This window comes from Nocardia arthritidis, assembly GCF_011801145.1.
GTDB classification, from domain to species: Bacteria; Actinomycetota; Actinomycetes; order Mycobacteriales; family Mycobacteriaceae; genus Nocardia; species Nocardia arthritidis_A.
In genome coordinates this window covers 504,308-527,173 of sequence record NZ_CP046172.1, presented here as the reverse complement: position 1 = coordinate 527,173, position 22,866 = coordinate 504,308, and the positions used below count along the sequence as shown (strand labels likewise).

The 22,866-nt window shown below is 66.0% G+C and carries 24 protein-coding genes; 8 read left to right on the top strand and 16 right to left on the bottom strand.

Going from position 1 to position 22,866, the window contains the following annotated elements; translation table 11 throughout:
- Positions 1-104: 104 nt before the first annotated feature.
- Positions 105-704: a TetR/AcrR family transcriptional regulator gene (locus F5544_RS02430; RefSeq protein ID WP_167471648.1), complete on the top strand. Its 600-nt coding sequence runs from the start codon at positions 105-107 to the stop codon at positions 702-704.
- Between the two features lie 101 nt (positions 705-805).
- On the opposite strand, the gene F5544_RS02425 is transcribed toward F5544_RS02430, so the two are convergent.
- Positions 806-1,660 carry an ABC transporter permease subunit gene (locus F5544_RS02425; protein ID WP_167471647.1) on the bottom strand — a complete coding sequence of 285 codons (855 nt, stop codon included), beginning with the start codon at positions 1,658-1,660 and terminating at the stop codon, positions 806-808.
- Positions 1,657-2,559, bottom strand: coding sequence for an ABC transporter ATP-binding protein (locus tag F5544_RS02420; protein WP_167471646.1), 903 nt, complete (start codon positions 2,557-2,559; stop codon positions 1,657-1,659). Before F5544_RS02420 ends, F5544_RS02425 begins: the two co-directional genes overlap by 4 nt.
- A 115-nt stretch (positions 2,560-2,674) precedes the next feature.
- Here F5544_RS02420 and F5544_RS02415 point away from each other — a divergent pair, with 115 nt between their 5' ends.
- Positions 2,675-4,060 (top strand): histidine kinase, encoded by a 1,386-nt coding sequence (locus F5544_RS02415; protein WP_238847402.1) that lies wholly within the window; start codon positions 2,675-2,677, stop codon positions 4,058-4,060.
- Between the two features lie 22 nt (positions 4,061-4,082).
- Positions 4,083-4,745, top strand: coding sequence for a response regulator transcription factor (locus F5544_RS02410; protein WP_167471645.1), 663 nt, complete (start codon positions 4,083-4,085; stop codon positions 4,743-4,745).
- A gap of 2 nt (positions 4,746-4,747) precedes the next feature.
- Here the strand turns inward: F5544_RS02410 and F5544_RS02405 are convergent, their stop codons facing one another.
- Entirely contained in the window at positions 4,748-5,392 is a 645-nt protein-coding gene (locus F5544_RS02405; protein ID WP_174867250.1) for a vWA domain-containing protein, read from the bottom strand.
- Positions 5,393-5,516: 124 nt separating this feature from the next.
- Here F5544_RS02405 and F5544_RS02400 point away from each other — a divergent pair, with 124 nt between their 5' ends.
- Together F5544_RS02400 and F5544_RS02395 are read left to right on the top strand one after the other, a co-directional pair.
- Positions 5,517-5,771: a hypothetical protein gene (locus tag F5544_RS02400; RefSeq protein WP_167471644.1), complete on the top strand. Its 255-nt coding sequence runs from the start codon at positions 5,517-5,519 to the stop codon at positions 5,769-5,771.
- 29 nt (positions 5,772-5,800) lie between these two features.
- Positions 5,801-6,595, top strand: a complete 795-nt coding sequence (locus F5544_RS02395; RefSeq protein ID WP_238847055.1) for an LLM class flavin-dependent oxidoreductase — start codon at positions 5,801-5,803, stop codon at positions 6,593-6,595.
- A gap of 447 nt (positions 6,596-7,042) precedes the next feature.
- Here F5544_RS02395 and F5544_RS02390 read toward each other — a convergent pair whose 3' ends face one another.
- On the bottom strand, positions 7,043-7,882 hold the full coding sequence (locus F5544_RS02390) for a helix-turn-helix domain-containing protein (RefSeq protein ID WP_167471643.1): 840 nt from the start codon (positions 7,880-7,882) through the stop codon (positions 7,043-7,045).
- Positions 7,883-7,954: 72 nt separating this feature from the next.
- Here F5544_RS02390 and F5544_RS02385 point away from each other — a divergent pair, with 72 nt between their 5' ends.
- Complete coding sequence (locus tag F5544_RS02385) at positions 7,955-8,773, top strand: alpha/beta fold hydrolase (RefSeq protein ID WP_167471642.1); 819 nt, start codon at positions 7,955-7,957, stop codon at positions 8,771-8,773.
- Between the two features lie 55 nt (positions 8,774-8,828).
- Here F5544_RS02385 and F5544_RS02380 read toward each other — a convergent pair whose 3' ends face one another.
- Complete coding sequence (locus F5544_RS02380) at positions 8,829-11,375, bottom strand: ATP-dependent Clp protease ATP-binding subunit (RefSeq protein WP_167471641.1); 2,547 nt, start codon at positions 11,373-11,375, stop codon at positions 8,829-8,831.
- A gap of 336 nt (positions 11,376-11,711) precedes the next feature.
- Positions 11,712-12,653, bottom strand: a complete 942-nt coding sequence (locus F5544_RS02375) for an esterase/lipase family protein (RefSeq protein ID WP_167471640.1) — start codon at positions 12,651-12,653, stop codon at positions 11,712-11,714.
- Between the two features lie 133 nt (positions 12,654-12,786).
- On the opposite strand from F5544_RS02375, the gene F5544_RS02370 reads away from it, so the two are divergent.
- Positions 12,787-13,377, top strand: coding sequence for a hypothetical protein (locus tag F5544_RS02370; protein WP_238847054.1), 591 nt, complete (start codon positions 12,787-12,789; stop codon positions 13,375-13,377).
- Positions 13,378-13,380: 3 nt separating this feature from the next.
- Positions 13,381-14,547 carry an MAB_1171c family putative transporter gene (locus F5544_RS02365; protein ID WP_167471639.1) on the top strand — a complete coding sequence of 389 codons (1,167 nt, stop codon included), beginning with the start codon at positions 13,381-13,383 and terminating at the stop codon, positions 14,545-14,547.
- 56 nt (positions 14,548-14,603) lie between these two features.
- On the opposite strand, the gene F5544_RS02360 is transcribed toward F5544_RS02365, so the two are convergent.
- From F5544_RS02360 to F5544_RS02315, 10 genes are all read right to left on the bottom strand, one after another.
- Positions 14,604-15,230: a DUF1772 domain-containing protein gene (locus F5544_RS02360; RefSeq protein ID WP_167471638.1), complete on the bottom strand. Its 627-nt coding sequence runs from the start codon at positions 15,228-15,230 to the stop codon at positions 14,604-14,606.
- A 139-nt stretch (positions 15,231-15,369) separates the two neighbouring features.
- Positions 15,370-15,993 (bottom strand): FHA domain-containing protein, encoded by a 624-nt coding sequence (locus tag F5544_RS02355; RefSeq protein WP_167471637.1) that lies wholly within the window; start codon positions 15,991-15,993, stop codon positions 15,370-15,372.
- A 229-nt stretch (positions 15,994-16,222) separates the two neighbouring features.
- Positions 16,223-16,582 carry a histone-like nucleoid-structuring protein Lsr2 gene (locus tag F5544_RS02350; RefSeq protein ID WP_167471636.1) on the bottom strand — a complete coding sequence of 120 codons (360 nt, stop codon included), beginning with the start codon at positions 16,580-16,582 and terminating at the stop codon, positions 16,223-16,225.
- Between the two features lie 116 nt (positions 16,583-16,698).
- Positions 16,699-18,165: a lysine--tRNA ligase gene (gene lysS / locus F5544_RS02345; RefSeq protein WP_167478933.1), complete on the bottom strand. Its 1,467-nt coding sequence runs from the start codon at positions 18,163-18,165 to the stop codon at positions 16,699-16,701.
- A gap of 235 nt (positions 18,166-18,400) precedes the next feature.
- Positions 18,401-18,823: a rhodanese-like domain-containing protein gene (locus F5544_RS02340; protein WP_167478932.1), complete on the bottom strand. Its 423-nt coding sequence runs from the start codon at positions 18,821-18,823 to the stop codon at positions 18,401-18,403.
- An 8-nt stretch (positions 18,824-18,831) separates the two neighbouring features.
- A complete protein-coding gene (locus F5544_RS02335) occupies positions 18,832-19,431 on the bottom strand; it encodes a cysteine dioxygenase (RefSeq protein WP_238847053.1) in 600 nt (199 codons plus the stop codon).
- Positions 19,432-19,598: 167 nt separating this feature from the next.
- The gene (locus tag F5544_RS02330; protein ID WP_167471635.1) at positions 19,599-20,396 is read right to left on the bottom strand and encodes a type III pantothenate kinase; all 798 of its coding nucleotides are present in this window, start codon (positions 20,394-20,396) and stop codon (positions 19,599-19,601) included.
- Positions 20,397-20,411: 15 nt separating this feature from the next.
- Positions 20,412-20,831 (bottom strand): aspartate 1-decarboxylase, encoded by a 420-nt coding sequence (gene panD, locus F5544_RS02325; RefSeq protein WP_167471634.1) that lies wholly within the window; start codon positions 20,829-20,831, stop codon positions 20,412-20,414.
- 27 nt (positions 20,832-20,858) lie between these two features.
- On the bottom strand, positions 20,859-21,788 hold the full coding sequence (panC, locus tag F5544_RS02320) for a pantoate--beta-alanine ligase (protein ID WP_167471633.1): 930 nt from the start codon (positions 21,786-21,788) through the stop codon (positions 20,859-20,861).
- On the bottom strand, positions 21,785-22,732 hold the full coding sequence (locus F5544_RS02315) for a Rossmann-like and DUF2520 domain-containing protein (RefSeq protein WP_167471632.1): 948 nt from the start codon (positions 22,730-22,732) through the stop codon (positions 21,785-21,787). Before F5544_RS02315 ends, panC begins: the two co-directional genes overlap by 4 nt.
- Between the last annotated feature and the right edge of the window lie 134 nt (positions 22,733-22,866).

Genomic DNA, 22,866 nt, shown 5'->3' with positions numbered 1-22,866 from the left:
GACCTCCATTAACCGGACATTGCGTCCACTTGATCGCGAACTCGACGATAGAACACAAGTGGACATCTTGTCCACTTGTTTCGAACTGCGCTAGAGTCGCGACTATGGAATCCCGATCCGACCTGCTCACCGGCCTGCCCGCGAACCGGCGACCGGAGCGCGCGGACGCGGCGCGCAACCGGGCGAAGGTGCTCGCGGCGGCAGCCGAACTGTTCGCCGCCCGGGATCCGCGCACGGTGACGATGGACGACATCGCGAAGGCCGCCGGAGTCGGGCGCGGCACGCTGTACCGGCGCTATCCGGATACGAATTCGATCGCGGTCGCCCTCTTGGACGAGCACGAACGCGCGTTGCAGGAGCGGCTGATGGGTGGTGCGCCGCCGCTCGGTCCCGGCGCATCACCCGCCGAGCGCCTGGCCGCGTTCTACGCCGCCATGGTCGAATTGCTGAGCGAGCACGCGGATCTGGTGCTCGGCGCGGAAACCGGCGGGGCGCGCTTCGCGACCGGGGCATACGGATTCTGGGCCGCGCATGTGCGAAGCCTCTTGGTGGCCGGTGGGATTCGGCAGCCGGATGCCATGGTCGACGCCCTGCTCGCGCCGTTGTCGGCGGAGGTTTTCAAACAGCAGCGGGCGCGGGGGTTGAGTCGGGAGCAGATCGTCGCGGCTCTCGGCCGGATCGCCCGTTCCGTGCTCGGTGACTGAATGGGCTAGCGCGACAATGCATCCCGACTCCCGACGAGCGCGGACCGAATACGGCGAAACCGTTGCCACAGTGTGCGGCAACGGTTTCCAGCGAACCTGGCTCAGGACATATCCCGCACCCGGAACAGTGCCACGGTGCCGATAACGAATGCAGCCGCGTAAAGCGCCAGCACAACCAATGATTCGGTGCGCGAAAGAATATCCAGCACACCCGGTGTGCCCTGGCCGGACACGGTGCGCATCGCGCCCGCCAGCGATCCGGCCGCCGTGCCGGGCAGGTGATCGGTCAGGAATTTGATCGGCGTGAAGATCCCTGCCACCCCTCGCAGCAGGTTCTCCACCACCAACACCCAGACCAGGCCGAGTCCGATCGCGAGGGCGGGCCCGCGGGCGATCGCGCCGATCAACCCGCCGAGCAGCGTCCACATCCCGAGAATCGCGATACCGGTGCCGATCCCGAGCAATGCCCGGTGCAATGCGGGCAGCGCGAGCGACTGCCCCTGGCTCGCGCCGATGACCGCGGCCACCCCGGTGTCGACCAGGAAAACCACGCAGACCAACCCGACGACGACCAGCGCGAGGCTCAATACCACCGCCCCGATGGCCGAGGTGCGGGACGGGCCCTGGGTGAATACGGTTTTCCAAGTGCCCCAACCGAATCCGCTGCCGACCACGAGCGCGCCGAGCACCAGCATCAGCGCACCGCCGAACATCGCCATGCCCTGGGTGAAAATCTCGGGCACCGCGGCGGGCAACATCTGTTGCAGCAGTTGATCTTTCGGCAGACCATTGGACATCCGGCCGGATTGCCCCGTGGTGTAGGCGAGGTAGTTGAACAGGTAGGCGAACACCAGGTTCAACACCACCCAGACGCCGAGGACGATCCAGAACGCGGGCCACTTCCGCAGCCGCAGCAGTTCGGCCCGCGTGCTGGCCAGCAGATCACGCCCGTTCATTTCGCTTCCTCCAATTGGGTCATCTCGAAAAACACTTCTTCCAAGGACTTTTCGTCGATGCGCAGCTCGAAGAGCTCCGCGCCCGACTCGACGACGGCCCTGGCCACCGCCGGCGCGGTGGCGGTACCCGCATCGATGCGAATTCCGTTGGCGGTCAACAGCGCGGCATGGTCTCCGACCACCGAACGAACGGCAGGAAAGGCGACCTCGAGTGGTTCGGCGCGCAGCAGTAGCGAAGCGGCGCCGCGTAATTCGCTGACCGTCGATTCGGCGATCAACCGGCCGTTGGAGATCACCCCGACCCGGTCGCAGATCTCCTGCACCTCGCTGAGCATGTGGCTGGACAGCAGCACCGTGTGACCGTCGGCAGCGAGAGTCGTTATCAGCTCCCGCATTTCGGCCATACCCGCCGGGTCGAGGCCGTTGGTCGGTTCGTCCAGGATGAGCAGATCGGGACGGCCGAGCAGAGCCGCGCCGACGCCGAGGCGCTGCTTCATGCCGAGCGAATAGGTGCGGAACGCATCACCCGCGCGGTCGGCCAACCGCACCGCCGACAGTGCGGCCTCGACATCCGCACCGCCGAGGCCGCGGTATTTCGCCAGCACCCGCAGGTTGTCCCGGCCGGACAGGTAGGGGTAGAAGCCGGGCCCCTCGATGAGTACGCCGACGCGCCGCAGCACGGCCGGATCCCCCGGCATATGCCCGAGCACCGTCGCCTTGCCGGCGCTCGGCCGGATCAGACCGGCCAGCATGCGCAAGGTGGTCGTCTTACCGGCCCCGTTCGGCCCGAGGAAGCCGTAGATCTCGCCCGCCGCGACGCGCATATGCACCGCGTCGACGGCGGTGTGCGCGCCGTAGCGTTTGGTCAACCCGGTGGTGACCACGATGGAATCTGTCATGTGTCGAGAATCCGGCGAATACCCGACGGACACATCCGTCTCACCGCGATGTCGGACGTACGTAGCCAGGCGGACGCCATGAACGGGTCCGGCGCAATAGGCTGCATCTGTGAAGGTGCCAGGGTTGACGGGTAACTTGGTCGCGCGGGACTGGGGTGTTGCGCTGGTAGTCACGGTATTTGTGCTGGTGGGCGGCACTTTCGCGAACCGGCAGCCGCATGTGCACCACCTGGACTGGTACGGCTACCTGCTGCTGATCCTCGGCCCGGCCTCGCTGCTGTGGCGGCGCGTGCAGCCGGTGCCGGTGCTGTATTTCGCCTTCGGTATCTGCCTGGCCTACCTGATGGGCGGATACGGATACGGTCCGCTGTTCGTGATCCTGGTCGTCTCGTTCCTCACCGCGGGCGTCGTCGGATCCCGTTGGTGGAGTTACCCGCTCGTACCGCTCGGTTTCCTATGCCTGGTGTGGCCGCTGCCGAAACTGTTCGGCTATCCGGCGCATGCCGGGCTGGTCTCCGCGCTGCTGGCCTGGTTGACGGTGCTGATCCTGATCGCCGAGGGCCTGCGGCAGCGCACGGCGGTCGTCGTCGCGCGCAGGCAGCGGGCCGAGGCCGCGCGCCGCGATGCCGAGGCGCAGCGCGAACGCCGGGCCAGCGAGGAGCGGCTGGCCATCGCGCGGGAGCTGCATGATGTACTGGCGCACAGCCTTTCGCTGATCAACGTGCAATCGTCGGTGGCGCTCGAACTGTTCGACCGCAAACCGCAGCAGGCGGCCGCGGCGCTGGCCGCGATCAAGACGGCGAGCAAGGAAGCGCTGGCCGAGGTGCACACGCTGCTACAGACCATCCGCACCGGCGCCGCCATGCCCGGTGTGGAAACCGAACCACCGCAACAGGTTCCGGAAAACGAGGAACCGCGCGGCGCGCGTGTCTTCAGTCTGTTCGGGCGGGAATCCGCCGGGGCCGAACGGGATTCGGCGCCCGCCGCGAATCCGGATCCGCCGGTGCGCCCGGCCCCGCCGCTCGCTCCCGCGCCGAGCATCCACGACCTCGATACGCTTTTGCAGCGCACCCGTGCGGCCGGGCTGGTGGTGAACACCCGCGTGGTCGGCGATCCGAGGAAATTGCCGAGCGTCATCGATGTAGCCGCGGCGCGGATCATCCAGGAATCGCTGACCAATGTGGTGCGGCACGCACCGGGCGCGGCCGCGACGGTGACGGTGCGCTACGGCGCCGAATCCGTCGATATCACCGTCGACAACACCCGGCCGACCGAAACCCAGACGCGGACCGGCGCGGGCGGCGGCAACGGGATAATCGGCATGCGGGAGCGAACACACGCACTCGGCGGCGCGCTCACCGCCGGACCGCGCCCGAGCGGCGGATTCCGGGTCGCGGCCCGGCTGCCCGCCGGTGACCCGAAGCGCAACGGCAATCCGGCCCCGGCGCAGGCGACGGCCATCGCCGATACGACCGCGCCGCACGATGATTCGGCCACCTGACGACGGAATACGGGAGAACGCGATGACGATTCGAGTGCTCGTCGCCGACGACCAGGCCCTGGTGCGCGGCGGATTCGTCGCGCTGCTCGACGCCCAGGACGATATCGAGGTGATCGGCGAGGCCGACAACGGCGAGCAGGCCGTGCGGCTCACCCGCAAACTCACCCCCGACGTGGTGCTGATGGACATTCGCATGCCGATCCTGGACGGGCTGGCCGCGACCAGGATGATCGCCGAGGATTCGCGCCTGTCCGCGGTGAAGGTCGTCGTGCTGACCACCTTCGAACTGGACGAGTACGTCTTCGAGGCAATGCGTTCGGGCGCAACGGGATTCCTGGTCAAACACACCGAACCCGCGGACCTGCTGCGGGCCGTCCGGGTGGTCGCCGCCGGTGACGCGCTGCTGTCCCCCGGCGTCACCCGCAGGCTGATCGCGGAATTCTCCGCACACGCCAAACAGCCGCCGCCCGCGGCCTTTTCGGAGCTCACCGACCGCGAGCGCGAGGTGATGACCCTCGTCGCCGAGGGCCTCACCAATGCGGAAATCGGCGAACGGCTCTATATGAGCCCGGCTACCGCTCGCACCCATGTCAGCCGCATCCTGATGAAGTTGAACGCCCGTGACCGCACGCAGCTGGTGGTCATGGCCTATGAATCCGGGCTGGTGCGGCCGGGCTGGCAATAACCTCAGGCGTCCGGATTCGCTTCGCGCCGTTCGGCTTCGGTGAACACCGGGCGCGGCGCACCCGCGGGCGCGGACTGCGCGCGGGACGAATACGCCGAGGCGGCGCGAAATGCCGCGCGTACCCCGCTCGGCGCGGCGGCATACGTGATCGACTGCCCGGGGGCGAAACCCATTCGGGAGCCGATGGCGACCGCGTCCATATTCGCGCCGAGGAACAGGAAGGTCCAGTTGTAGTCCCGCTCCTGCTGTTCGATCAGCTTGCGCACCGCCTCGTGCGTCCATTCCCGGCTGGAATTCTCGTGACCGTCGGTGAGCACGACGACGATGACGGTGCCGGGGCGCTCATGCTCCGGACGGCCGGCGAGTTCGGCGCCAACATCGGTGATCAGCTTGCCGACCGCGTCGTACAGCGCCGTCATGCCGCGCGGTTGTAGATTCAGCGGCGGCACGTCCGCGATCGGGCGATTCGCGTATACCAGCTCGTATTCGGTGTCGAATTGGGCGAGCGTCACCGCGATGGTTTTCGGCTCGCCGCGCTGCTGTTCGATATATGCGGCGAAACCGCCCTCGGTATCGGATTTGATCTCCTGCATCGAACCGGATCGGTCGAGCAGAATGGCGATCAATGTCTGGTCTGGATTTGTCATACGCACCCCCGGTCGATTGTTGACCTCATCCACCGTACCCCCGGAAAACGTACGCGTCCGGACGTAGGCGAGACGACGACGCGCGGCCGATGTCCGCCTCGGCCGCCGCGGGCAGGGTTGAGATATGAACATTTTCGACCATGCCACCTACCTTGCCGACCAGACCGGCTGGCATCCCTGGCCCTATTTCTGGATCTTCCCGCTGCTGTTCTGGACCACCTTCATCGTCCTCGCCGTCGTGCTGCGCCGCCGCTTCTACCGGCGGACAAGCGGAATCGGCGCGCTGCGAACGGCTTTCGCACGCGGCGAGATCAGCGAGGACGAATACCGCAGCCGCCTCACGGTGCTGCGGGAAAAGCGCGGACCGGTGAAGGGCTGAGCGGCCGCACGGAATCGAAAGGCATTTCCATGAGCATGCGATTCGGCATCGTCATCGTCCCGCGTTCCGGCCCCGAATGGGTGCGCGATACCCGGGCGGCCGAACACCAGGGCTATCACACCATTCTGCTGCCCGACACCCTGCACACCCCGTCGCCGCTGCCCTGCCTCGCCGCGGCCGCAGCGGCGACCACCGCTATTCGATTGCGGCCCAATGTTCTTGCGGCGCCTTTCCGCAATGTCGCTGGCACCGTACGCGAAGTGGCTGCCCTGCAACTACTTTCGTCCGGCCGCTTCGAATTGGGCATCGGCGTCGGCCGACCGGATGCCGCCGCCGAGACCGAAAAGCTGGGCCGCCCTTGGGGTACCGCCGCCGAGCGCCGGACATTGCTGATCGAGACGGTGGCCGCGGTACGTGCGTCGGTCGAGCCGCCGCCACCGGTCGTCATCGCGGCGAGCGGCCCGAAAATGCTGGCCGCGGCCGCGACCGTCGCCGACCGGATCATGTTGGCCGCCGGTCCCGAGGCCACCGAACAGAACCTGGCCGATATGGTCCGCATCGCCCGCGACCACACCGACCGCGACATCCGCTTCACCCGCCAACTGGTGGGCATCGGCGACCAACTGCCGTACTGGACGGCCAACCGCTTCGGCCACACCCCGGCCGGATTACGCGCCGCGGGCGCGGTGGGCCTACTCCCGTCGGACCCGGCCGACGCCATCGAAATCCTCGAATTCCACCGAGACAAATACGCCATCGACGAACTCCTCGTCCCCGCCGAACTATCCCCCGCCTTCGCTCCGATCCTCGACCACTTCCGGTGACATCAGTCGGAGAGTAATCGGCGCGTTGAGTATTTGGTTGCGCCGCTACGACGTACTTGATCGCCCAAGATAGGTACGTGGTACGTCGGTCAGCGGTGTGGCGGTTGGGCACCACCGGTGGCGCTGGTCCCGCGTAGGCACGAATCCAGGGTCGCGCACTCCCGTCGGTTATCTACGTGTTCAAAGATAAAAGAGAGGTGGCCGAACCCTCCGTGTGAATCGAACACCCCGTACATCGTGTGCTCGGTTCACACCCGGGGTGCGACAGCCCCCGACACCGCGTCACCATGCGCGAGGATGGAGGGTACAGCGTCCACCTTGGTGCGAAACCGCCATTGCCGCATGCCAACTTGCCCAGCGCCTATCTCGGGCGATCAAGTGCGTCGTAGCGGCGCAACCCCTCACCCAACGCACCGATCACCCGGAAGGTCCGCGCCCGACCGCCCATCAACGGAACCCGGCGGCAAAGGCGCCGGGCGTACACCCCGCCCGAGCGGTGAAGAACTTCGCGAAGTTGGCCGCATCGTCGAACCCGACCCGGCGTGCGCACTCGGCGACCGTGATACCGGCATGTGCCAGCAGCCGTTTGGCCTCCAATACCACCCGATCGTCGATGTACTGCTTGGCGCCGGTACCGACGGCGCGTTGGGTCGCCCGTGTGACGGTTCGCGGTGCGTAACCCAAACGTTCCGCATACCAAGCCAATTCACGCGTCTGCCGGTGGAATTTCTCGACTTCCACCGCGAAGTCGGCGAAAACTCCATCGACAGTTGGTATTTCGGGAGCCGACTCGCCGATGCGGAGCAACAGCACCTCTAGCAGATTACGCAGGATCGGCCCACTGACCGGGCCGGGTGGCGCGCCGAATTCCCGCCGCAGATGTTCGGCGGCGGCCCGGACCAGTCCGGCATCGTTGCCCAACACCCAGCGAACGGGTCCGAGCGGCCCGGCGACCGGCACGTCCTGCGGTGCCAACTCCGGCCGGAACAGCACGATGACGCCCTGGCAGTCGGCGATATCGTCCCAGCGGTGCAGCCAGCCGGGCCGGATCCACACCGCGACGCCCGCACCTATGGGATGCCGGTCGAAATCTACTGCTACCGCACCTCGACCCGCCGTCACGATCCCGAGCACGTGAAAGTCGGCCCGCTGCAATTGCGGTACCACAGCACCCGCTGGCATACCGCGCAATTCGGCGAAGCTCAGCACCTCTACCCCGGCGGCACCACTGTGTTCAGGCTGGTAGCGCAGATTGCGTATCGAACCCGCTTGTCCGTTTTTCACCATGGCGAACCGGAAACTTACCTCGTCGCGCCCGGCCAGGCCACCTAACGTCGATGACGAGGAAAGGAATATCCGATGCGCGAACAGACAATACGGCCGATACCGGTCGACGGTGGCGTTCTTCCGGTGAATATCACTGCGGGGCAAGGTATTACGGCGATACTACTGCACTACTGGGGTGGTTCGCACCGCACCTTCACTCCGGTGATCGAACGGCTGTCGCCGGAGATCGGCACGGTGACCTTCGACCACCGCGGGTGGGGCGCGTCCCGTCAACTGCCCGGCCCGTACGACCTCACCCAGCTCGCCGAGGATGTCCTGCGCGTCATAGCCGAACTCGAGCTCAGCGACTACATCCTGGTCGGCCATTCGATGGGCGGCAAGGTCGCCCAACTCGTGGCCGCCCGCCGCCCCGCCGGACTAGCCGGCGCGGTGCTCATCGCACCCGGCCCGCCCCGTCCCGCGAGCGTGACTCCCGAAGCGCAGCAGGCACTTTCGCGCGCATACGACAGCGCGCAGACGGTCACCGCGGCCATCGATTACGCCCTGACCCACCGCCCGCTCACCGAAACCCAGCGCGCCCAGGTGATTTCCGACAGCCTCGCCGCGACGCCGGCGGCCCGGCTCGCCTGGCCGCTGCACGGCATCGCCGCCGATATCAGCACCGAGGCGGCCCAAATCGACGTCCCCGTAACGGTTCTGGCGGGCGAATACGACGGCGTCGAACCGCCCGCGACGCTCGCGACGCACCTGCTGCCGCTTATCCCCCAGGCCACCATGCGGGTCGTTCGCGACACCGGCCACCTCTTGCCGCTGGAGGCCCCCGACGCGATCGCGTCGGCGATCACCGAGTTCGCCCGCCGGCAGACCGACCGCCGATTGCCGACTGGCTGAAAATAGCGAAATCCCCTCTCCGCCATGCGAAGAGGGGATTTCGGCTAGCTGGGATCTACTCCCCGGCGGCCGCCGGAGCGTCACCGGCGAGCGCCGCGACCGGCTTGTCCTCGGCCGGCTCCGACTTGGTCAGCTTGGCCTTGCCGGTGAAGGTGAACTTGGCGTCCTCGCCCGCACCCTCGCCGTTCCAGCCTTCGACGTCGACCTTGATGGTTTGGCCTGCGCCGATTTCGCCGAAGAGGATCTTTTCCGAGAGTTGGTCTTCGATCTCGCGTTGGATGGTGCGCCGCAGTGGCCGGGCGCCGAGCACGGGGTCGAAACCACGTTTGGCGAGCAGGTTCTTGGCGTTGGGGGTGAGCTCGATCGCCATGTCCTTGTTCTTCAGCTGGGTGGCGACGCGCCCGATCATCAGATCCACCATTTCCACGATTTGGTCGTTGGTGAGCTGGTGGAACACGATCACGTCGTCGATGCGGTTGAGGAACTCGGGCCGGAAGTGTTTCTTCAGCTCGTCGTTGACCTTCAGCTTCATCCGCTCGTAGTTGGAGCCCTCGTTGTTGGACTGGGTGAAGCCCAGGCCGACGGCCTTGGAGATATCGGAGGTGCCCAGGTTCGAGGTGAAGATCAGCACCGTGTTCTTGAAGTCCACGGTCCGGCCCTGACCGTCGGTCAGGCGGCCGTCCTCGAGCACCTGCAGCAGGGTGTTGTAGATCTCCTGATGCGCCTTTTCGATCTCGTCGAACAGCACCACCGAGAACGGCTTGCGCCGCACCTTCTCGGTGAGCTGACCGCCCTCCTCATACCCCACATATCCGGGAGGGGCACCGAACAGCCGGGAGGCGGTGAACCGGTCGTGGAACTCGCCCATATCGATCTGGATGAGCGCGTCGTCGTCGCCGAACAGGAAGTTGGCAAGGGCCTTGGACAGCTCGGTCTTCCCGACACCGGAGGGACCGGCGAAGATGAACGACCCCGACGGACGCTTCGGATCCTTCAACCCGGCGCGGGTGCGGCGGATCGCCTTGGACACGGCCTTGACCGCGTCCTCCTGGCCGATGATCCGCTTGTGCAGCTCATCCTCCATCCGCAGCAGCCGGGTGGTCTCCTCCTCGGTCAGCTTGAACACCGGGATCCCGGTCCAGTTCGCCAGCACCTCGGCGATCTGCTCGTCGTCGACCTCCGCGACCACGTCCAGATCCCCGGAGCGCCACTGCTTTTCGCGTTCGGCCCGCTTGGCGACGAGCTGCTTTTCCTTATCCCGCAACCGGGCAGCCTTCTCGAAGTCCTGCGCGTCGATCGCCGACTCCTTCTCCCGACGCGCCTCAGCGATCTTGTCGTCGAACTCCCGCAAATCCGGCGGCGCGGTCATGCGACGGATCCGCATCCGCGCACCCGCCTCGTCGATCAAATCGATCGCCTTGTCCGGCAGGAACCGGTCGTTGATGTAGCGGTCGGCCAGCGTCGCCGCAGCCACCAGCGCGCCATCGGTGATCGACACCCGGTGATGCGCCTCGTAGCGGTCGCGCAGGCCCTTGAGGATATTGATGGTGTGCTCCACCGTCGGTTCACCGACCTGCACCGGCTGGAACCGCCGCTCCAGGGCGGCGTCCTTCTCGATGTACTTGCGGTACTCATCCAGCGTGGTCGCGCCGATGGTCTGCAGCTCGCCGCGGGCCAGTTTCGGCTTCAGGATCGAGGCCGCGTCGATCGCGCCCTCGGCCGCGCCCGCACCCACCAGCGTGTGCAGCTCGTCGATGAACAAGATGATGTCGCCGCGGGTGTTGATCTCCTTGAGGACCTTCTTCAGCCGCTCCTCGAAATCACCGCGATACCGGCTGCCCGCCACCAGCGAACCCAAATCCAGGGTGTAGAGCTGCTTGTCCTTCAGCGTCTCGGGCACCTCACCGTTGACGATGCGCTGGGCCAGGCCCTCCACCACGGCGGTCTTACCGACACCGGGTTCACCGATCAGCACCGGGTTGTTCTTGGTACGGCGGGAGAGCACCTGCATGACCCGCTCGATCTCCTTCGAGCGGCCGATCACCGGGTCGAGCTTGCCCTCGAGCGCGGCCTGGGTCAGGTTGCGGCCGAACTGGTCGAGCACCAGCGAGGTGGACGGGGTGCCCGCCTCACCGCGCGAGCCGGATTCGACCGGCTCCTTGCCCTGATATCCGGACAGCAGCTGAATGACTTGCTGGCGCACACGATTCAGATCCGCACCCAGCTTCACCAGCACCTGCGCCGCCACACCCTCACCCTCACGGATCAGGCCCAGCAGAATGTGCTCGGTGCCGATGTAGTTGTGGCCCAGCTGCAACGCCTCACGCAGGCTCAGCTCCAGCACCTTCTTGGCGCGCGGGGTGAACGGGATATGACCGGACGGGGCCTGCTGACCCTGCCCGATGATCTCCTCCACCTGGCTGCGGACACCCTCCAGCGAAATGCCGAGCGACTCCAACGACTTGGCCGCGACACCCTCACCCTCATGAATCAGCCCCAGCAGGATGTGCTCGGTACCGATGTAGTTGTGGTTGAGCATCCGGGCCTCTTCCTGGGCCAGGACAACGACACGCCTCGCGCGGTCGGTGAACCTCTCGAACATCGCTCCCTCACTCTCCTGCTCCGACATTCTGGCGGCCGACGCTTCAGTTCGACTGTTGCGTCAGCCTGCCATGAAGCCCGGGGGTTGCGGCCCCCTGCCTCCACTCTAGTTGGCAGGGGTTCTTGCCGCCTCCAGTCCACCCTATGTGTGACCAGCGACGGCACGGTCATTCACTCATAACGTGAGCGTTGCGGGTTTCGTTTCCGATGCGTTTTTGCCTAGAGCGAACAGATTGGGTCGGAGTCTCGCGGGCCACGGACGTCGCTCGTAAGACTCGCTCCGTGCGTGGCCGGGTGGTCGACGAGAGGCGCTACTTCAGCTGTACGCGAAAGGTGGTCAGCCGGTGAACGGCGGGATGAACTCGCATGGCGCCTCCCTCGGGTGGGAAGGATCCAGCGCATTCAGGACATATGCGGCGGCGCGTGGGCTGCCCGCGATGCCCGCATGTTCCGAATAGTCCTGGGCGCAGCCGTCTTGCACCACGATATCGGTGGCGTTGGGCGCGGGCACCAGCCCCGCTGTGTACGGGACGACGCCCTCGTCGTACACGGTGGCGATGTTGGTGTACGTGACCTCCGGCTGGTAGATGCCGTCGGAATTCAGCGCGTCCATGAACGGCGCACTCCGGAGCACCTCACCGCAGGCGTGGCAGAGCGATGACACGATGGCGTCGATGGCGGGTCCGGCGCCGAGCGCCCTGCCGAACTGCGCGATATCGCCGAAACCCGCCACATTGGTGCCGAGCCACGGCGGTGCGAGCGCGACCATCTTGTCCACCTTGTCCGCGCCGCCCAGCCGCTTGATGTAATAGTTGCTCACCACATTCCCCTGCGAATGCCCGACCAGGTCGACCCGCCGGGCGCCGGTCGCGGCCAGCACCCGGTCGACGAACGCCGCGAGTTCCGGTCCGCTCTCCTCGATGGGACGCATGCCGCCGATGGCGGATATCGGCCACGGCAGGTCGTACGCGCCGTAGGTGAGCGAGTAGACGCAATACCCCTCATCGGCGAGTAGGGGTACGTACACGCCCCAGTTCGTCTGGGCGCCGCCGCCGGTCCCGTGCACCAGCACCACCGGATTCGGGTGCGCGGCGCTGGGGCGGCAGCCCCAGTCGTTCGAACCGGGCAGCGAGCCATTGTGATTCAGCAGTTCGCCCGGTATTCCGGCGAAGAAGTTGTAGTCGACGGGATATCGCTCGGCCCGCGCGGCGCCCGCGGCGCCGATCCAGAGCAGGGCGAGCAGAGTGAATATCAGCGCGGAACCCGGCAATCGCCGCATGTAACCCTCCCAAAACTGGAACGCGTTTCAGAAAGGTACCGCCGCGAGCCGCCCGCGGTACCGAAACCGGGGAGCTATTGGGAGACGCACAAAGGCCGGGTACCGTCCCCGGTATGTCCGCACGGTGCCCCAGGTGCCCGAGGGGCCGCGACGAGTACCGGAAACCGCCGCACCCGCGTATCGAAAGCGTTGGCCCGCAATGATCTTCCGACGCCGCAGCGACCCCGTCGCCGATCCGGTGCGGCGACTGGCCGAACGGCTCGACGTGCCACGCCCTTGGGATCGAACACAATTCCTCGGTGGCGCGGCCGCGGCCATGGGCAAGCGGATCCGACTACGGCCGCTGCCCGCCGCGTACACCGCGAGCCTGCCGTGCGGACTGGTCATCGAGCGCGCCGAGGATGTGATAATCGCCTACGACGCAACCAGTTCCGCGCACCACGCCGATCACATCATCTTGCACGAGGTCGGGCATCTGCTGCTCGGCCATCTCACGGACCCCGACCATCCCTCGTCGAATCGCCCCGCGACGCTCGGCACAACGCTGCCGCAGACCTTGGCGTCACTGTTTCCCGGCATCGATCCGGCGACCGTCCGGCAGGTATTGCACCGCGGCGCATACGATACGACCGCCGAACGCCAGGCCGAACTGTTCGCCTCGCTGATCATGTCCCGGGTCGACACCGCGCCGGGCTCACCGCTGCGCCGAGTGTTATTCGGCTGACGCATGCACTCCTCTTGGCCCACCGCGATTTCCGGGTCACTGATCGGCTGCGCGCTGCTGCTGTTGGCGCTGCGGCTGCGCTGGGCCGACCGGACACGGCTCGATCGCTACGCCAACCTCGGCCTGGCCGGGGTCATCATCGGCAGCGCATTGCGCGAGCCGACCTTTCAACGCTGGATCGGCGCGCTGATCGGCGGGCGCCACGTGGCCAATCTGCTCTACCAGCTGTCTTCCGCCGAAATGGCATTGGTGGCGGGGCTGACGATACTGGCATTCGGTCAGGTGCTGGGGCAGGCGTATTCACCGCCGCTCGTATTCGGCGTCGCCGTGGCTTGTGGAGCGGCCGGACTGGCCTTCGGCACACGGATGGTCCCCGAAGGGGTTTCGCTCGCGGACGCGACCGGCTGGGCGGCATTCGGGTACCGGCTGAGCATGCTGCCGATCGTGTTGTGGATGGATGTGATGCTGATCCGGATCGGTATCGCGGAGTGGCGCAGCCGAACCGACGCCCGCGAGCTCGTATTGGCAGGCAGTGCCATCGGATTCGTGGTGCTGCATTTCGCGGGCATCGTCAGCGCGGCCATCGCGGCCGCGTTCCAGATAGACGGCAGGCATATCGCCGCCGGACGATTACTGGTGAGCCTGGAGCGCGACACCGTGATCTATCAGCTCGCATTGCTGACGACACTGCTGACGATTCCGGCGGCGCACCGGTTGACCGCACATCTCGGCCTCGACAACGCGTCGCGGCAGCGGCGACGGCTGCTGCCGCTGTGGACGGCGCTCACCGCGGCCTGCCCGGAGGTCGTCTACGCCGGTCCGGCCGACCCGGGTGACAGCCGATACCTGTTGCACCGCACCGTCGTCGAGATCCGCGATTGCCTGCGGATCCTGTCCCGTTATGAAATATCGGACGCCGCAACGTCTTCCAGCACACCGGACCAGCCGCTGACCACCGCGATCCGGCTGGTGCGCGCCTGCGCGGCGAAGGCGAGCGGCGCGCCGCCGGGCGGGCGGGAATCGCGGCTTTCGACGGCGGACGACGTGGCGGAGGAGATCGCGGAACTCACCGCCATCTCCCGGAATTGGGAACTCGCCCGCGCCATCGCGATACCAGCGAAACCGCCCGAAGAGGCGGAATCCCCGGTCTGGTCGGCGCATCCGGCCTGAAACGCCGAAGCGCCGCACCACCCGAGCCGGTGGTGCGGCGAGGGCCGATGACATTTCTATGGCCGGTGCTGCTGCGAACTCTGCTGCGGCACACCATATTGCGGACCGGTCGGCGATGTGTAGTTCTGCTGCGCACCGAACGCCGGCCCGGTGGCGACCGACTGCGCCGCGACGCGCTCGGAACGACCGTGTTGCACACCGGCCAGGAACAGCGCACCGCACAACACCAGGAAGGCCAGCGTGTGCAGGATCGCGCGGACGATATTCCAAGCCACCCAGGACGATTCGAAATCGGCGCGCACCTTGGCCAGATCGGCGATCCGGTCCGGATCCCCCGCCGCCATCAGCTGATCGTTGAGCGGGACGTTCAGACCGGAGGTAACGGCGAACGCGATCACGTTGAGCACCAAGGCGATTCCGATTACCACCAGGGTGGTGCGCTGCTCCCGGCCCAGATGCAGCGCGGCGGCCAGTGCGGTGAAACCGATGGTGCCGATGAAGCCGAGCATGAACCAGGGGTTGATGATCACCACGTTGATCTTCTGCATCACGTCGACGATCGTGCGATCGTCGGTGCGGCCGAGCGCAGGCATCACCGAGATGGCGTACGCGTAGAAGACACCGGCGATCAAGCCGGTGGCCAGGGTGGCCAAAACCAGTGCGGCGATTCGGGTTGCGGACATCGCGATTGCTCCTCCGGGAATCGAGCGGAGCCCGATCGCTCCGTTCACGACTCCAAGTTCATCGCGAACCACCCCGCCGCAACCATCGTCGAAACGCTCGACCGGCTAAGCGATCGTCCAATGCGCACGGTGGCGGGTCTCAGAGATCCCGATCCGAAATCAGACCGCTCTGCATGGCCAGCCCGGCCAACCGCACCCGCTTCTGATTCTGTGGCAGATCCTCCACCCCGAACTTGGTGAACAGCGCGCGCAAATGCGTCTTGATCGCGTCGACGCTGAGGAACAGCTCATCGGCGATCTGCTGATTCGAGGCGGGGGAGGCGAATCCGGCGCCGTGTTTGTACGGGCGGCACAGCGCGATGAGAACGGACCGCTGGGTTTCGGTCAATGAGCGCAGCGTCGGAATGGAACCGCTGGAAACCCGGGTGATGTCGTCCACGACGCCGCCGTAGTCGAGAAAATGCACCACCGAGGTGCCGACGCGAATACTGTCCCCCGCCATCAGCCGTCGCCGACCGGCCAGCCGCTCGCCGTTGACGAAAGTGCCGTTGCGAGACAGGCCGTCGTCGATGATCGTCCAGTGCGCACCGAGATATTCGAGCGCCGCGTGCAACCGGGATACCTCGGCGTCCCACGGCATCGACAGATCCGCTTGCGGTGAGCGACCGATGGTGATGCGTTGCCGATCCGGCGAGAGCAGGAACTCCTGCTGCCGACCGGTGTCGTCCTTGAATCGCAACAGTGATCCGACGAATCCAGTCACAGCGCCGTTACCTCGCCTCTCATCGGGGGCATGAGCGTCGGGCCGAGGAGGCGGCCCCCAATGACCTTCGCACGGTATCCATGGTGCCGCTTCGGCGAACCGCGAGCAAGATCGAGTAACGCGGAACCGTATGAATCGGTTCTTGATCTTGCTGCTATATCGAAGTTCTATCAAACAAACCGCCGCCCGGGCGTCGCACGAATAGCCCGAGCGGCGGTTAAAAAGAAAACTATCCCTTGGCGGCCTTGTTGTAGGCATCGGTGATGTCAGCGGAGATACGGCCCCGCGCGGACACCTTGTGCCCATTCCGGCGCGCCCACTCACGAATTGCCGCGCTTTGTTCACGATCGATCGAGACCCGGCTCTTCGGGCTGGTGGTCGCCCCCGCCGCAGCCTTCACCCGACGCCGGCCACTGACCCGACGCGCACTCGAAACCCACTGCTCCAGACCGTCACGCAACTTCGTAGCATTCGCCGACGACAGGTCGATCTCGTACGACACACCATCGATCGCAAACTCGATGGTCTCGTCCGCGATGGACTCACCGTCGACATCGTCGATCAGACTAACGGTGACCTTCTTTGCCATGAGATGAACGTCCTCTCGAAATCGTGCGACCCGCATACTAGGCCGATTACCCGAGGCAAGAATACCTCGAATTCCAGAAATTCCAAGACGCGGTCGGGAACAATGCGTTCGGATGGTCAGCGGGTGACCGGACGCACAATTGGGAACAGTATCGTTTCCCGGATTCCCAAACCCGTCAACGCCATCAACAACCGATCGATTCCCATACCCGTGCCGGTTGTCGGTGGCATACCGTGCTCCATCGCGGCGAGGAAGTCCTCGTCGAGTCGCATGGCCTCGTCATCACCCTGCGCGGCCAACCGCGCCTGATCCATGAAACGTTCTCGTTGGATCACCGGATCCACCAACTCCGAATAGCCGGTTGCCAACTCGAAGCCGCGCACATACAGATCCCACTTCTCCGTGACACCCGGCTTGTTGCGGTGCTGTCTGGTGAGCGGTGATGTCTCGATCGGGAAGTCACGCACGAAAGTCGGCGCGTAGAGCTTGTCGCCGTACTGGTGTTCCCACAGTTCCTCGACCAGTTTGCCGTGGCCGTAGCCCTTACCATCGGGAATTTCCAGACCGACCCGATCGGCGAGCGCACGCAATTCCGCGACGGAAGTTTCCGGCGTGACCGAGACACCCAGCGCATCGGACAGCGACGGGTACATCTCAACCGTCGTCCACTCACCGCGCAGGTCGTATTCCGTACCGTCGGCGAGCGTCACCACCTGCGTTCCGAACGCCTCCTGCGCGACCTCCTGGATCAATTCCCGGATCATCGTCGCGGAGGTGTCGTAGGTGCCGTAAGCCTCATACGTTTCCAACATCGCGAACTCGGGCGAATGCGTGGAGTCGGCGCCCTCGTTGCGGAAGTTCCTGTTGATCTCGAAGACCTTCTCCAGGCCACCGACCACGCAGCGCTTCAGGAACAACTCCGGCGCGATACGCAGGTACAAATCCATATCCAGCGCATTGGAATGGGTGACGAAGGGCCTGGCCGCCGCGCCGCCGTGCAGCGTCTGCAGCATCGGCGTCTCCACCTCCAGGAATCCGCGGCGCTCCAGCGCATTGCGCAGCGCGCGCACGACGGCGACCCTGGTGCGCGCCATTTCCCGCGCCTCCGGCCGCACGATCAGGTCGACATAGCGCTGCCGTACCCGCGACTCCTCGTTCATCTCCTTGTGCGCGACCGGCAAGGGGCGCAACGACTTTGCCGACATGGACCAGGAATCGGCCATGACGCTCAATTCCCCGGTGCGCGACGAGATGACCTCACCGTGCACGAATACGAAGTCGCCCAGGTCCACATCGGACTTCCACGCGGTAAGCGCATCGGCGCCGACACCGTTCAGGCTGATCATCGCCTGCAGCTTGGTGCCGTCGCCCTCCTGCAGCGTCGCGAAACACAACTTGCCGGTATTGCGCATGAATATGACGCGTCCGGCGACACCGACCTGTAGACCCGTCTGTGTGTCGGGCGCCAAGTCCGGATAGGCGGCGCGAATTTCGGCGAGCGTATGGGTACGCGGCACGACGACCGGGTATGCCTCACGTCCCTCGGTGAGCAGCCGCTCGCGCTTCTCCCGGCGAATCCGCATCTGCTCCGGAACATCGACTTCCGCGCTATCGCGGCCGGGCGAGTGGTCGTTGGAGGTGCTCACATCCAACAACCCTAGCGTGCACCGGAAATCGTTTTGCGAGCCGCCCGGTCAATCCGGATCAGTAACGAAAAGGTATCGGTTCCATAGCCGATTTACCCGTCACCGAAAGCAACGGAGAATCCACACAACAATCGAAAGCGACTGTGCGCCTATGTATTTCGAGATGAAAGGATTACACCGCGGCGAGCGCCGCCGCCTGGGTCGCGAAGTGCGGCGCCCGAGTTCCGATACTCAACAGACCGGCCGCCTTCAACGCGTGGAAACCGCCGACCAGATCGGTTGCCCGATGCAATCCGAGTTGCTGCAGCGAGTACGCGGCAAGGCTGGAGGTATAGCCCTCCGAGCACACCACGATCCATTCCACATCGTGATCGACGGCCAGCGCCAACCGCGCCGAACTCGACGGATCGAGCCGCCATTCCAGCACATTCCGTTCGATCACCAGCGCACCGGGTAACGCGCCCTCGCGCACCCGCTGCGCCTGCGGCCGGATGTCGACCAGAATCGCGCCGCGAGCGAGGGCCTTGGGCAATTCGAAGGCATAGATCCGGTTCAACCCGGATCGCGCGTTCTCGAGCATCTGGTCGATGGTCAGACGAGTCATCACATATCACCTTCGGGCTGGTCGGTGAGGACGGTTCGGGTGCGCCGCAGGGTCCCGTGGCCGGTGACCTCGTAATAGGACATCGCGGTGAGCGGTGGCGAATAAGCGTGTACCGACAGCGTCGGTTCGAGCGGTCCGGCCGATTCGGCCGAAATAGCTGGTGCGCGCATAACATCGTGCACCCAGCCGATCGGGAACGAGGCCTGATCACCCGCGCCGAGCGTGCGCCTGCGCAGTTCGGAGCCGTTCCAACGGAATTCGGAAAGGGCGCCGCTGAGCACGGTGAGCGCGCCGAGCGAACCGGCGTGATCGTGCAATTCGGTGGACTTACCGGGCGTCCAGCTGATCAGCCAGACATCGACCTCGCCATCGGAAAGCAGCCGGGCCGCCCAGCGCTCGTCGGCGGGCCAGCCACCGTCCGATGGAAGTAAATGGTCATAGCGTCCGGCCAGCACATCCTCGGCGCCCTCATCGGTCAATCGGAGCAGATCGGCCGGGCGCAACCGGGTCGGCAACGCGGGCGCGACGGCCCGATCGACGGGCGGGTTCGCCGAATATTCGGTACGTGCCGAAGAAAGGGAAAGAACAGAGGAGCGCATTCGCGAATCTCCAGGAGTTGTGTCAGCGGTCGAGGAAGATGGTCGGCCTCGAACGGTCGAGGCAGGTCAGCCTCGACAACACTCCTGGGTGCTCACGCGGAAATACACGTCGGCGAGTGTAGCAGTGAGCCGGAAGCGCGCAATAGCACCAAGTCCGGTGGGTTGACTCACACCGAACCCTTGCGCCGCTGATTGCGCTCATACACCAGGCGCAGCCCGGTGAGTGTGAGATGCGGCTCGTGATGATCGATGGTCTCCGATTCGGGGACGATCAGCGGCGCTGTCGCACCCGTCGCGACCACCGCGACATCCCTGCTCGCGAACGCGTCGAACTCGTCGCGAATCCGATCGATCAGCCCGTCCACCAAGCCGGCGAAACCGAAGACCGCGCCGGACTGAATGCATTCCATACTGTTCTTACCCAGCACCGAACGCGGTCTCGCCAGTTCGGCCCGGCGTAGCGCGGTGCGCTCCACCAGCGCCTCGGTCGCGATCTCGACACCCGGCGCGATGATGCCGCCGAGGAATTCCCCTTTTCCGGAAACCAGGTCGACGCAGATCGCGGTGCCGAAATCGACGACGATGGCGGGCGCGTTGTAGCGCTGGAAGGCGGCAAGACAGTTCACGATCCGATCCGCACCGACCTCCTTCGGATTGTCGACCAGCAGCGGAATTCCGGTGCGCACACCGGGCTCGACCAGCACATGCGGAACATGTCCCCAGTAGCGGGTCAGCATTTCCCGCAATTCACGCAGCACCGGCGGCACCGTCGCGAGCGCGGAAACGCCGATCACCTCGTCGAGCTGTTCACCGACCAGACCGCGCACCTGCATGGCGAACTCGTCCGCGGTCAATAGCGGATTGGTGTGGATGCGCCAGTGCCGCACCAATTTCGAATGGGCGCCGCTACCGGAGAAAAGCCCCAGTTCGATGCTGGTGTTGCGGACGTCGATGGCCAGCAGCATATTCGGACCGCCCGATCAGGCGTTGGTCAGCGTGCGCGGCGAGGTGAGCCCGGAACCCTCGGGCGCGTGCGCCGGATCCGAACCAAGCTCCACCTGGCGGTTTCGTTCGTCGACGAATACCACCCGAGGCTGGTATTCGCGCAGTTCGGCCTCGTCCATCATGCCGTAGGCGATCAGGATGACCAGGTCGCCGGGGTGGACGAGATGGGCTGCGGCGCCGTTGATTCCGATGACGCCGGAACCGCGCTCGCCCGCGATGACATAGGTCTCCAGGCGGGCGCCATTATCGATATCGACGATGCAGACCTGTTCGCCCTCCAGCAGATCGGCCGCGTCGAGCAGGTCCTGGTCCACCGTCACCGAGCCGACGTAGTGCAGGTCCGCGTGGGTCACCGTGGCGCGGTGGATCTTCGACTTCATCATGGTGCGCAACATCGAGCTGTTGCCTTTCTCTGAGGCGCTCTACCGCTGGGTGGAGGCGAGCCGGGCATTGGGATCGGGGTGGCCGTCGAGTTCGACGCCGAGGGCTACCGCCGTGTTGTCGATCAGCCGGGTCGAGCCGACCCTGGCCGCGACGAGCAGCCGCGCATTACCGCTCGCGGGCGCCGGACCGAGGGTGGACGAACGCAATTCGAGGTAGTCGACGGTCACGCCGTCGGCGGCATCGAGCACCGCGCGGGCCGCCGCGAGCGCCGCGGCGGCGCCGTGCCCGGCCGCATGACGGCCGGCGGCCAGCGCCGCCGAGAGGGCCAGCGCCGATTCCCGTTGCGCCGCATCGAGATAGCGGTTGCGCGAGGACATGGCCAGCCCGTCCGCCTCGCGCACCGTCGCCACGGGGACGATCGATACGTCGAAATTGAGATCGCGCACCAGCTGGCGGATCAGCGTGAGCTGCTGGTAGTCCTTCTCGCCGAAGAACGCCTCGGTCGGCCGCACGATCTGCAGCAGTTTGGCGACCACGGTCAGCATGCCGGCGAAATGCGTTGGGCGGCTTGCCCCTTCGAGCTCGGCACCGAGTGGCCCCGGCTGCACCGTGGTACGCGGGCCGTCGGGGTACATATCGGCGGCGCTCGGCGCGAAGACCAGTTCGACGCCCTCCGCACGCAGCAGTTCCACGTCGGCGTCCAAGGTGCGCGGGTATTTGTCCAGGTCCTCGTTCGCGCCGAATTGCAAGGGGTTCACGAAGATCGAGACGATCACCGTCTGGTTGGTGCGCTTGGCGCGGCGCACCAGCTCGAGATGCCCCTCGTGCAGCGCGCCCATCGTCGGCACCAGGGCGACCGTGCGGCCGACACCGCGCAGCGATTTCGAGATGGCGGCGACCACCGACGGGTCGTGCTGCACGGTCAACTGGCCGGGGCGGAAGGCGCCACGCAGCTTCGGATCGATCATTGGCGTCCCTCCAGCAAATCTATTAGAGCAGGGTTGGTTTCGGCCAGTTCGGCCGTGCGCAGCGAGAGCGCGCGGTAGCCTGCGGCCAGTCGAGGGTCGACGGATTCGAGCGCATCCAGGTGCGCCGCAACGGCTTCCACATCGCCGCGGGCGACCGGACCGGTCAGCGCGGCCTGGCCGCGACGCAGCGCGTTGTCCAGCGCCGCCGAGGCCAGCGGTGCCAGCAAACGCTCGGCCAAGCCGTTCGGCTGATCGTCCACCAGCTGTTGGCCGAGCAATCCGGGACCGGACAGCGCGACCCGCAGCGCGGCGACCGCGTCGACGATCAGGGTGACGAGATGGTTGCTGCCGTGCGCGAGCGCGGCGTGATAGAGCGTGCGCTGCTCCTCCGGCACCCGCACCGGCTCGCCACCCATCTCGATCACCAGCGATTGGGCGATGGCGTAACCGATCTCACTGCCCGCCGTGATGCCGAAACACGCGTTGCCGAGCCGGGACAGATCCTCGTCGTGCCCGGTGAACGTCATCGCGGGATGAATGGCCAGCGGCAGTGCGCCGCGCTCGGTGAGCGGGGCGAGCACGGCAATACCGTTCGCACCGGACGTATGCGCGACGATCGTGCCCGAACGCACCACGCCCGCGCTCGCCAAACCGCGCACCAACCCGGCCAATTCGGCATCCGGCACCGCGAGCAGCAGCAGTTCGCTGCGCGCGGCCACCTCCTCGACCGGCAGGATCTTCGAATCCGGCAGCCGGGTAGCGGCCCGCCGCACCGAGGCATCGGAGATCGCGGACACACCGAACACCACATGTCCGGCGCGCTCCAGCGCGGCGCCGAGCGCCGAGCCGACGCGTCCCGCCGAGACGATTCCCACCGTCAGGCGTGCGGGCGCGGGGTCGTAGCCGCCGTCGTCATCGGAAGAAGTCGCACTTCTAGAGGTCAACGCTGTCCTCTCGTCGCGGTATGAGCGTCAGGCCCGGAGGCGGCAGCGCAGGGGCTGGTGAATACCGCAAATCGAACATCATGTTCCAGTCCCGCCGTGCGGGTACCAGACGTACGTAACGAGGATATCGGCCC

Bases quoted from the DNA above. Each gene is read 5' to 3' on its own strand.
- F5544_RS02405 (WP_174867250.1), bottom strand. From the start codon at position 5,392: ATGACAAATCCAGACCAGACATTGATCGCCATTCTGCTCGACCGATCC.
- F5544_RS02375 (WP_167471640.1), bottom strand. From the start codon at position 12,653: ATGCGGCGATTGCCGGGTTCCGCGCTGATATTCACTCTGCTCGCCCTG.
- F5544_RS02365 (WP_167471639.1), top strand. From the start codon at position 13,381: ATGCACTCCTCTTGGCCCACCGCGATTTCCGGGTCACTGATCGGCTGC.
- F5544_RS02350 (WP_167471636.1), bottom strand. From the start codon at position 16,582: ATGGCAAAGAAGGTCACCGTTAGTCTGATCGACGATGTCGACGGTGAG.
- panD (WP_167471634.1), bottom strand. From the start codon at position 20,831: ATGTTGCGCACCATGATGAAGTCGAAGATCCACCGCGCCACGGTGACC.
- F5544_RS02385 (WP_167471642.1), top strand. From the start codon at position 7,955: ATGCGCGAACAGACAATACGGCCGATACCGGTCGACGGTGGCGTTCTT.
- F5544_RS02420 (WP_167471646.1), bottom strand. From the start codon at position 2,559: ATGACAGATTCCATCGTGGTCACCACCGGGTTGACCAAACGCTACGGC.
- F5544_RS02425 (WP_167471647.1), bottom strand. From the start codon at position 1,660: ATGAACGGGCGTGATCTGCTGGCCAGCACGCGGGCCGAACTGCTGCGG.
- F5544_RS02400 (WP_167471644.1), top strand. From the start codon at position 5,517: ATGAACATTTTCGACCATGCCACCTACCTTGCCGACCAGACCGGCTGG.
- F5544_RS02390 (WP_167471643.1), bottom strand. From the start codon at position 7,882: ATGGTGAAAAACGGACAAGCGGGTTCGATACGCAATCTGCGCTACCAG.
- lysS (WP_167478933.1), bottom strand. From the start codon at position 18,165: ATGCGGATTCGCCGGGAGAAGCGCGAGCGGCTGCTCACCGAGGGACGT.
- F5544_RS02395 (WP_238847055.1), top strand. From the start codon at position 5,801: ATGAGCATGCGATTCGGCATCGTCATCGTCCCGCGTTCCGGCCCCGAA.
- F5544_RS02430 (WP_167471648.1), top strand. From the start codon at position 105: ATGGAATCCCGATCCGACCTGCTCACCGGCCTGCCCGCGAACCGGCGA.
- F5544_RS02330 (WP_167471635.1), bottom strand. From the start codon at position 20,396: ATGCTGCTGGCCATCGACGTCCGCAACACCAGCATCGAACTGGGGCTT.
- F5544_RS02380 (WP_167471641.1), bottom strand. From the start codon at position 11,375: ATGTTCGAGAGGTTCACCGACCGCGCGAGGCGTGTCGTTGTCCTGGCC.
- F5544_RS02360 (WP_167471638.1), bottom strand. From the start codon at position 15,230: ATGTCCGCAACCCGAATCGCCGCACTGGTTTTGGCCACCCTGGCCACC.
- F5544_RS02410 (WP_167471645.1), top strand. From the start codon at position 4,083: ATGACGATTCGAGTGCTCGTCGCCGACGACCAGGCCCTGGTGCGCGGC.
- panC (WP_167471633.1), bottom strand. From the start codon at position 21,788: ATGATCGATCCGAAGCTGCGTGGCGCCTTCCGCCCCGGCCAGTTGACC.
- F5544_RS02335 (WP_238847053.1), bottom strand. From the start codon at position 19,431: ATGCGCTCCTCTGTTCTTTCCCTTTCTTCGGCACGTACCGAATATTCG.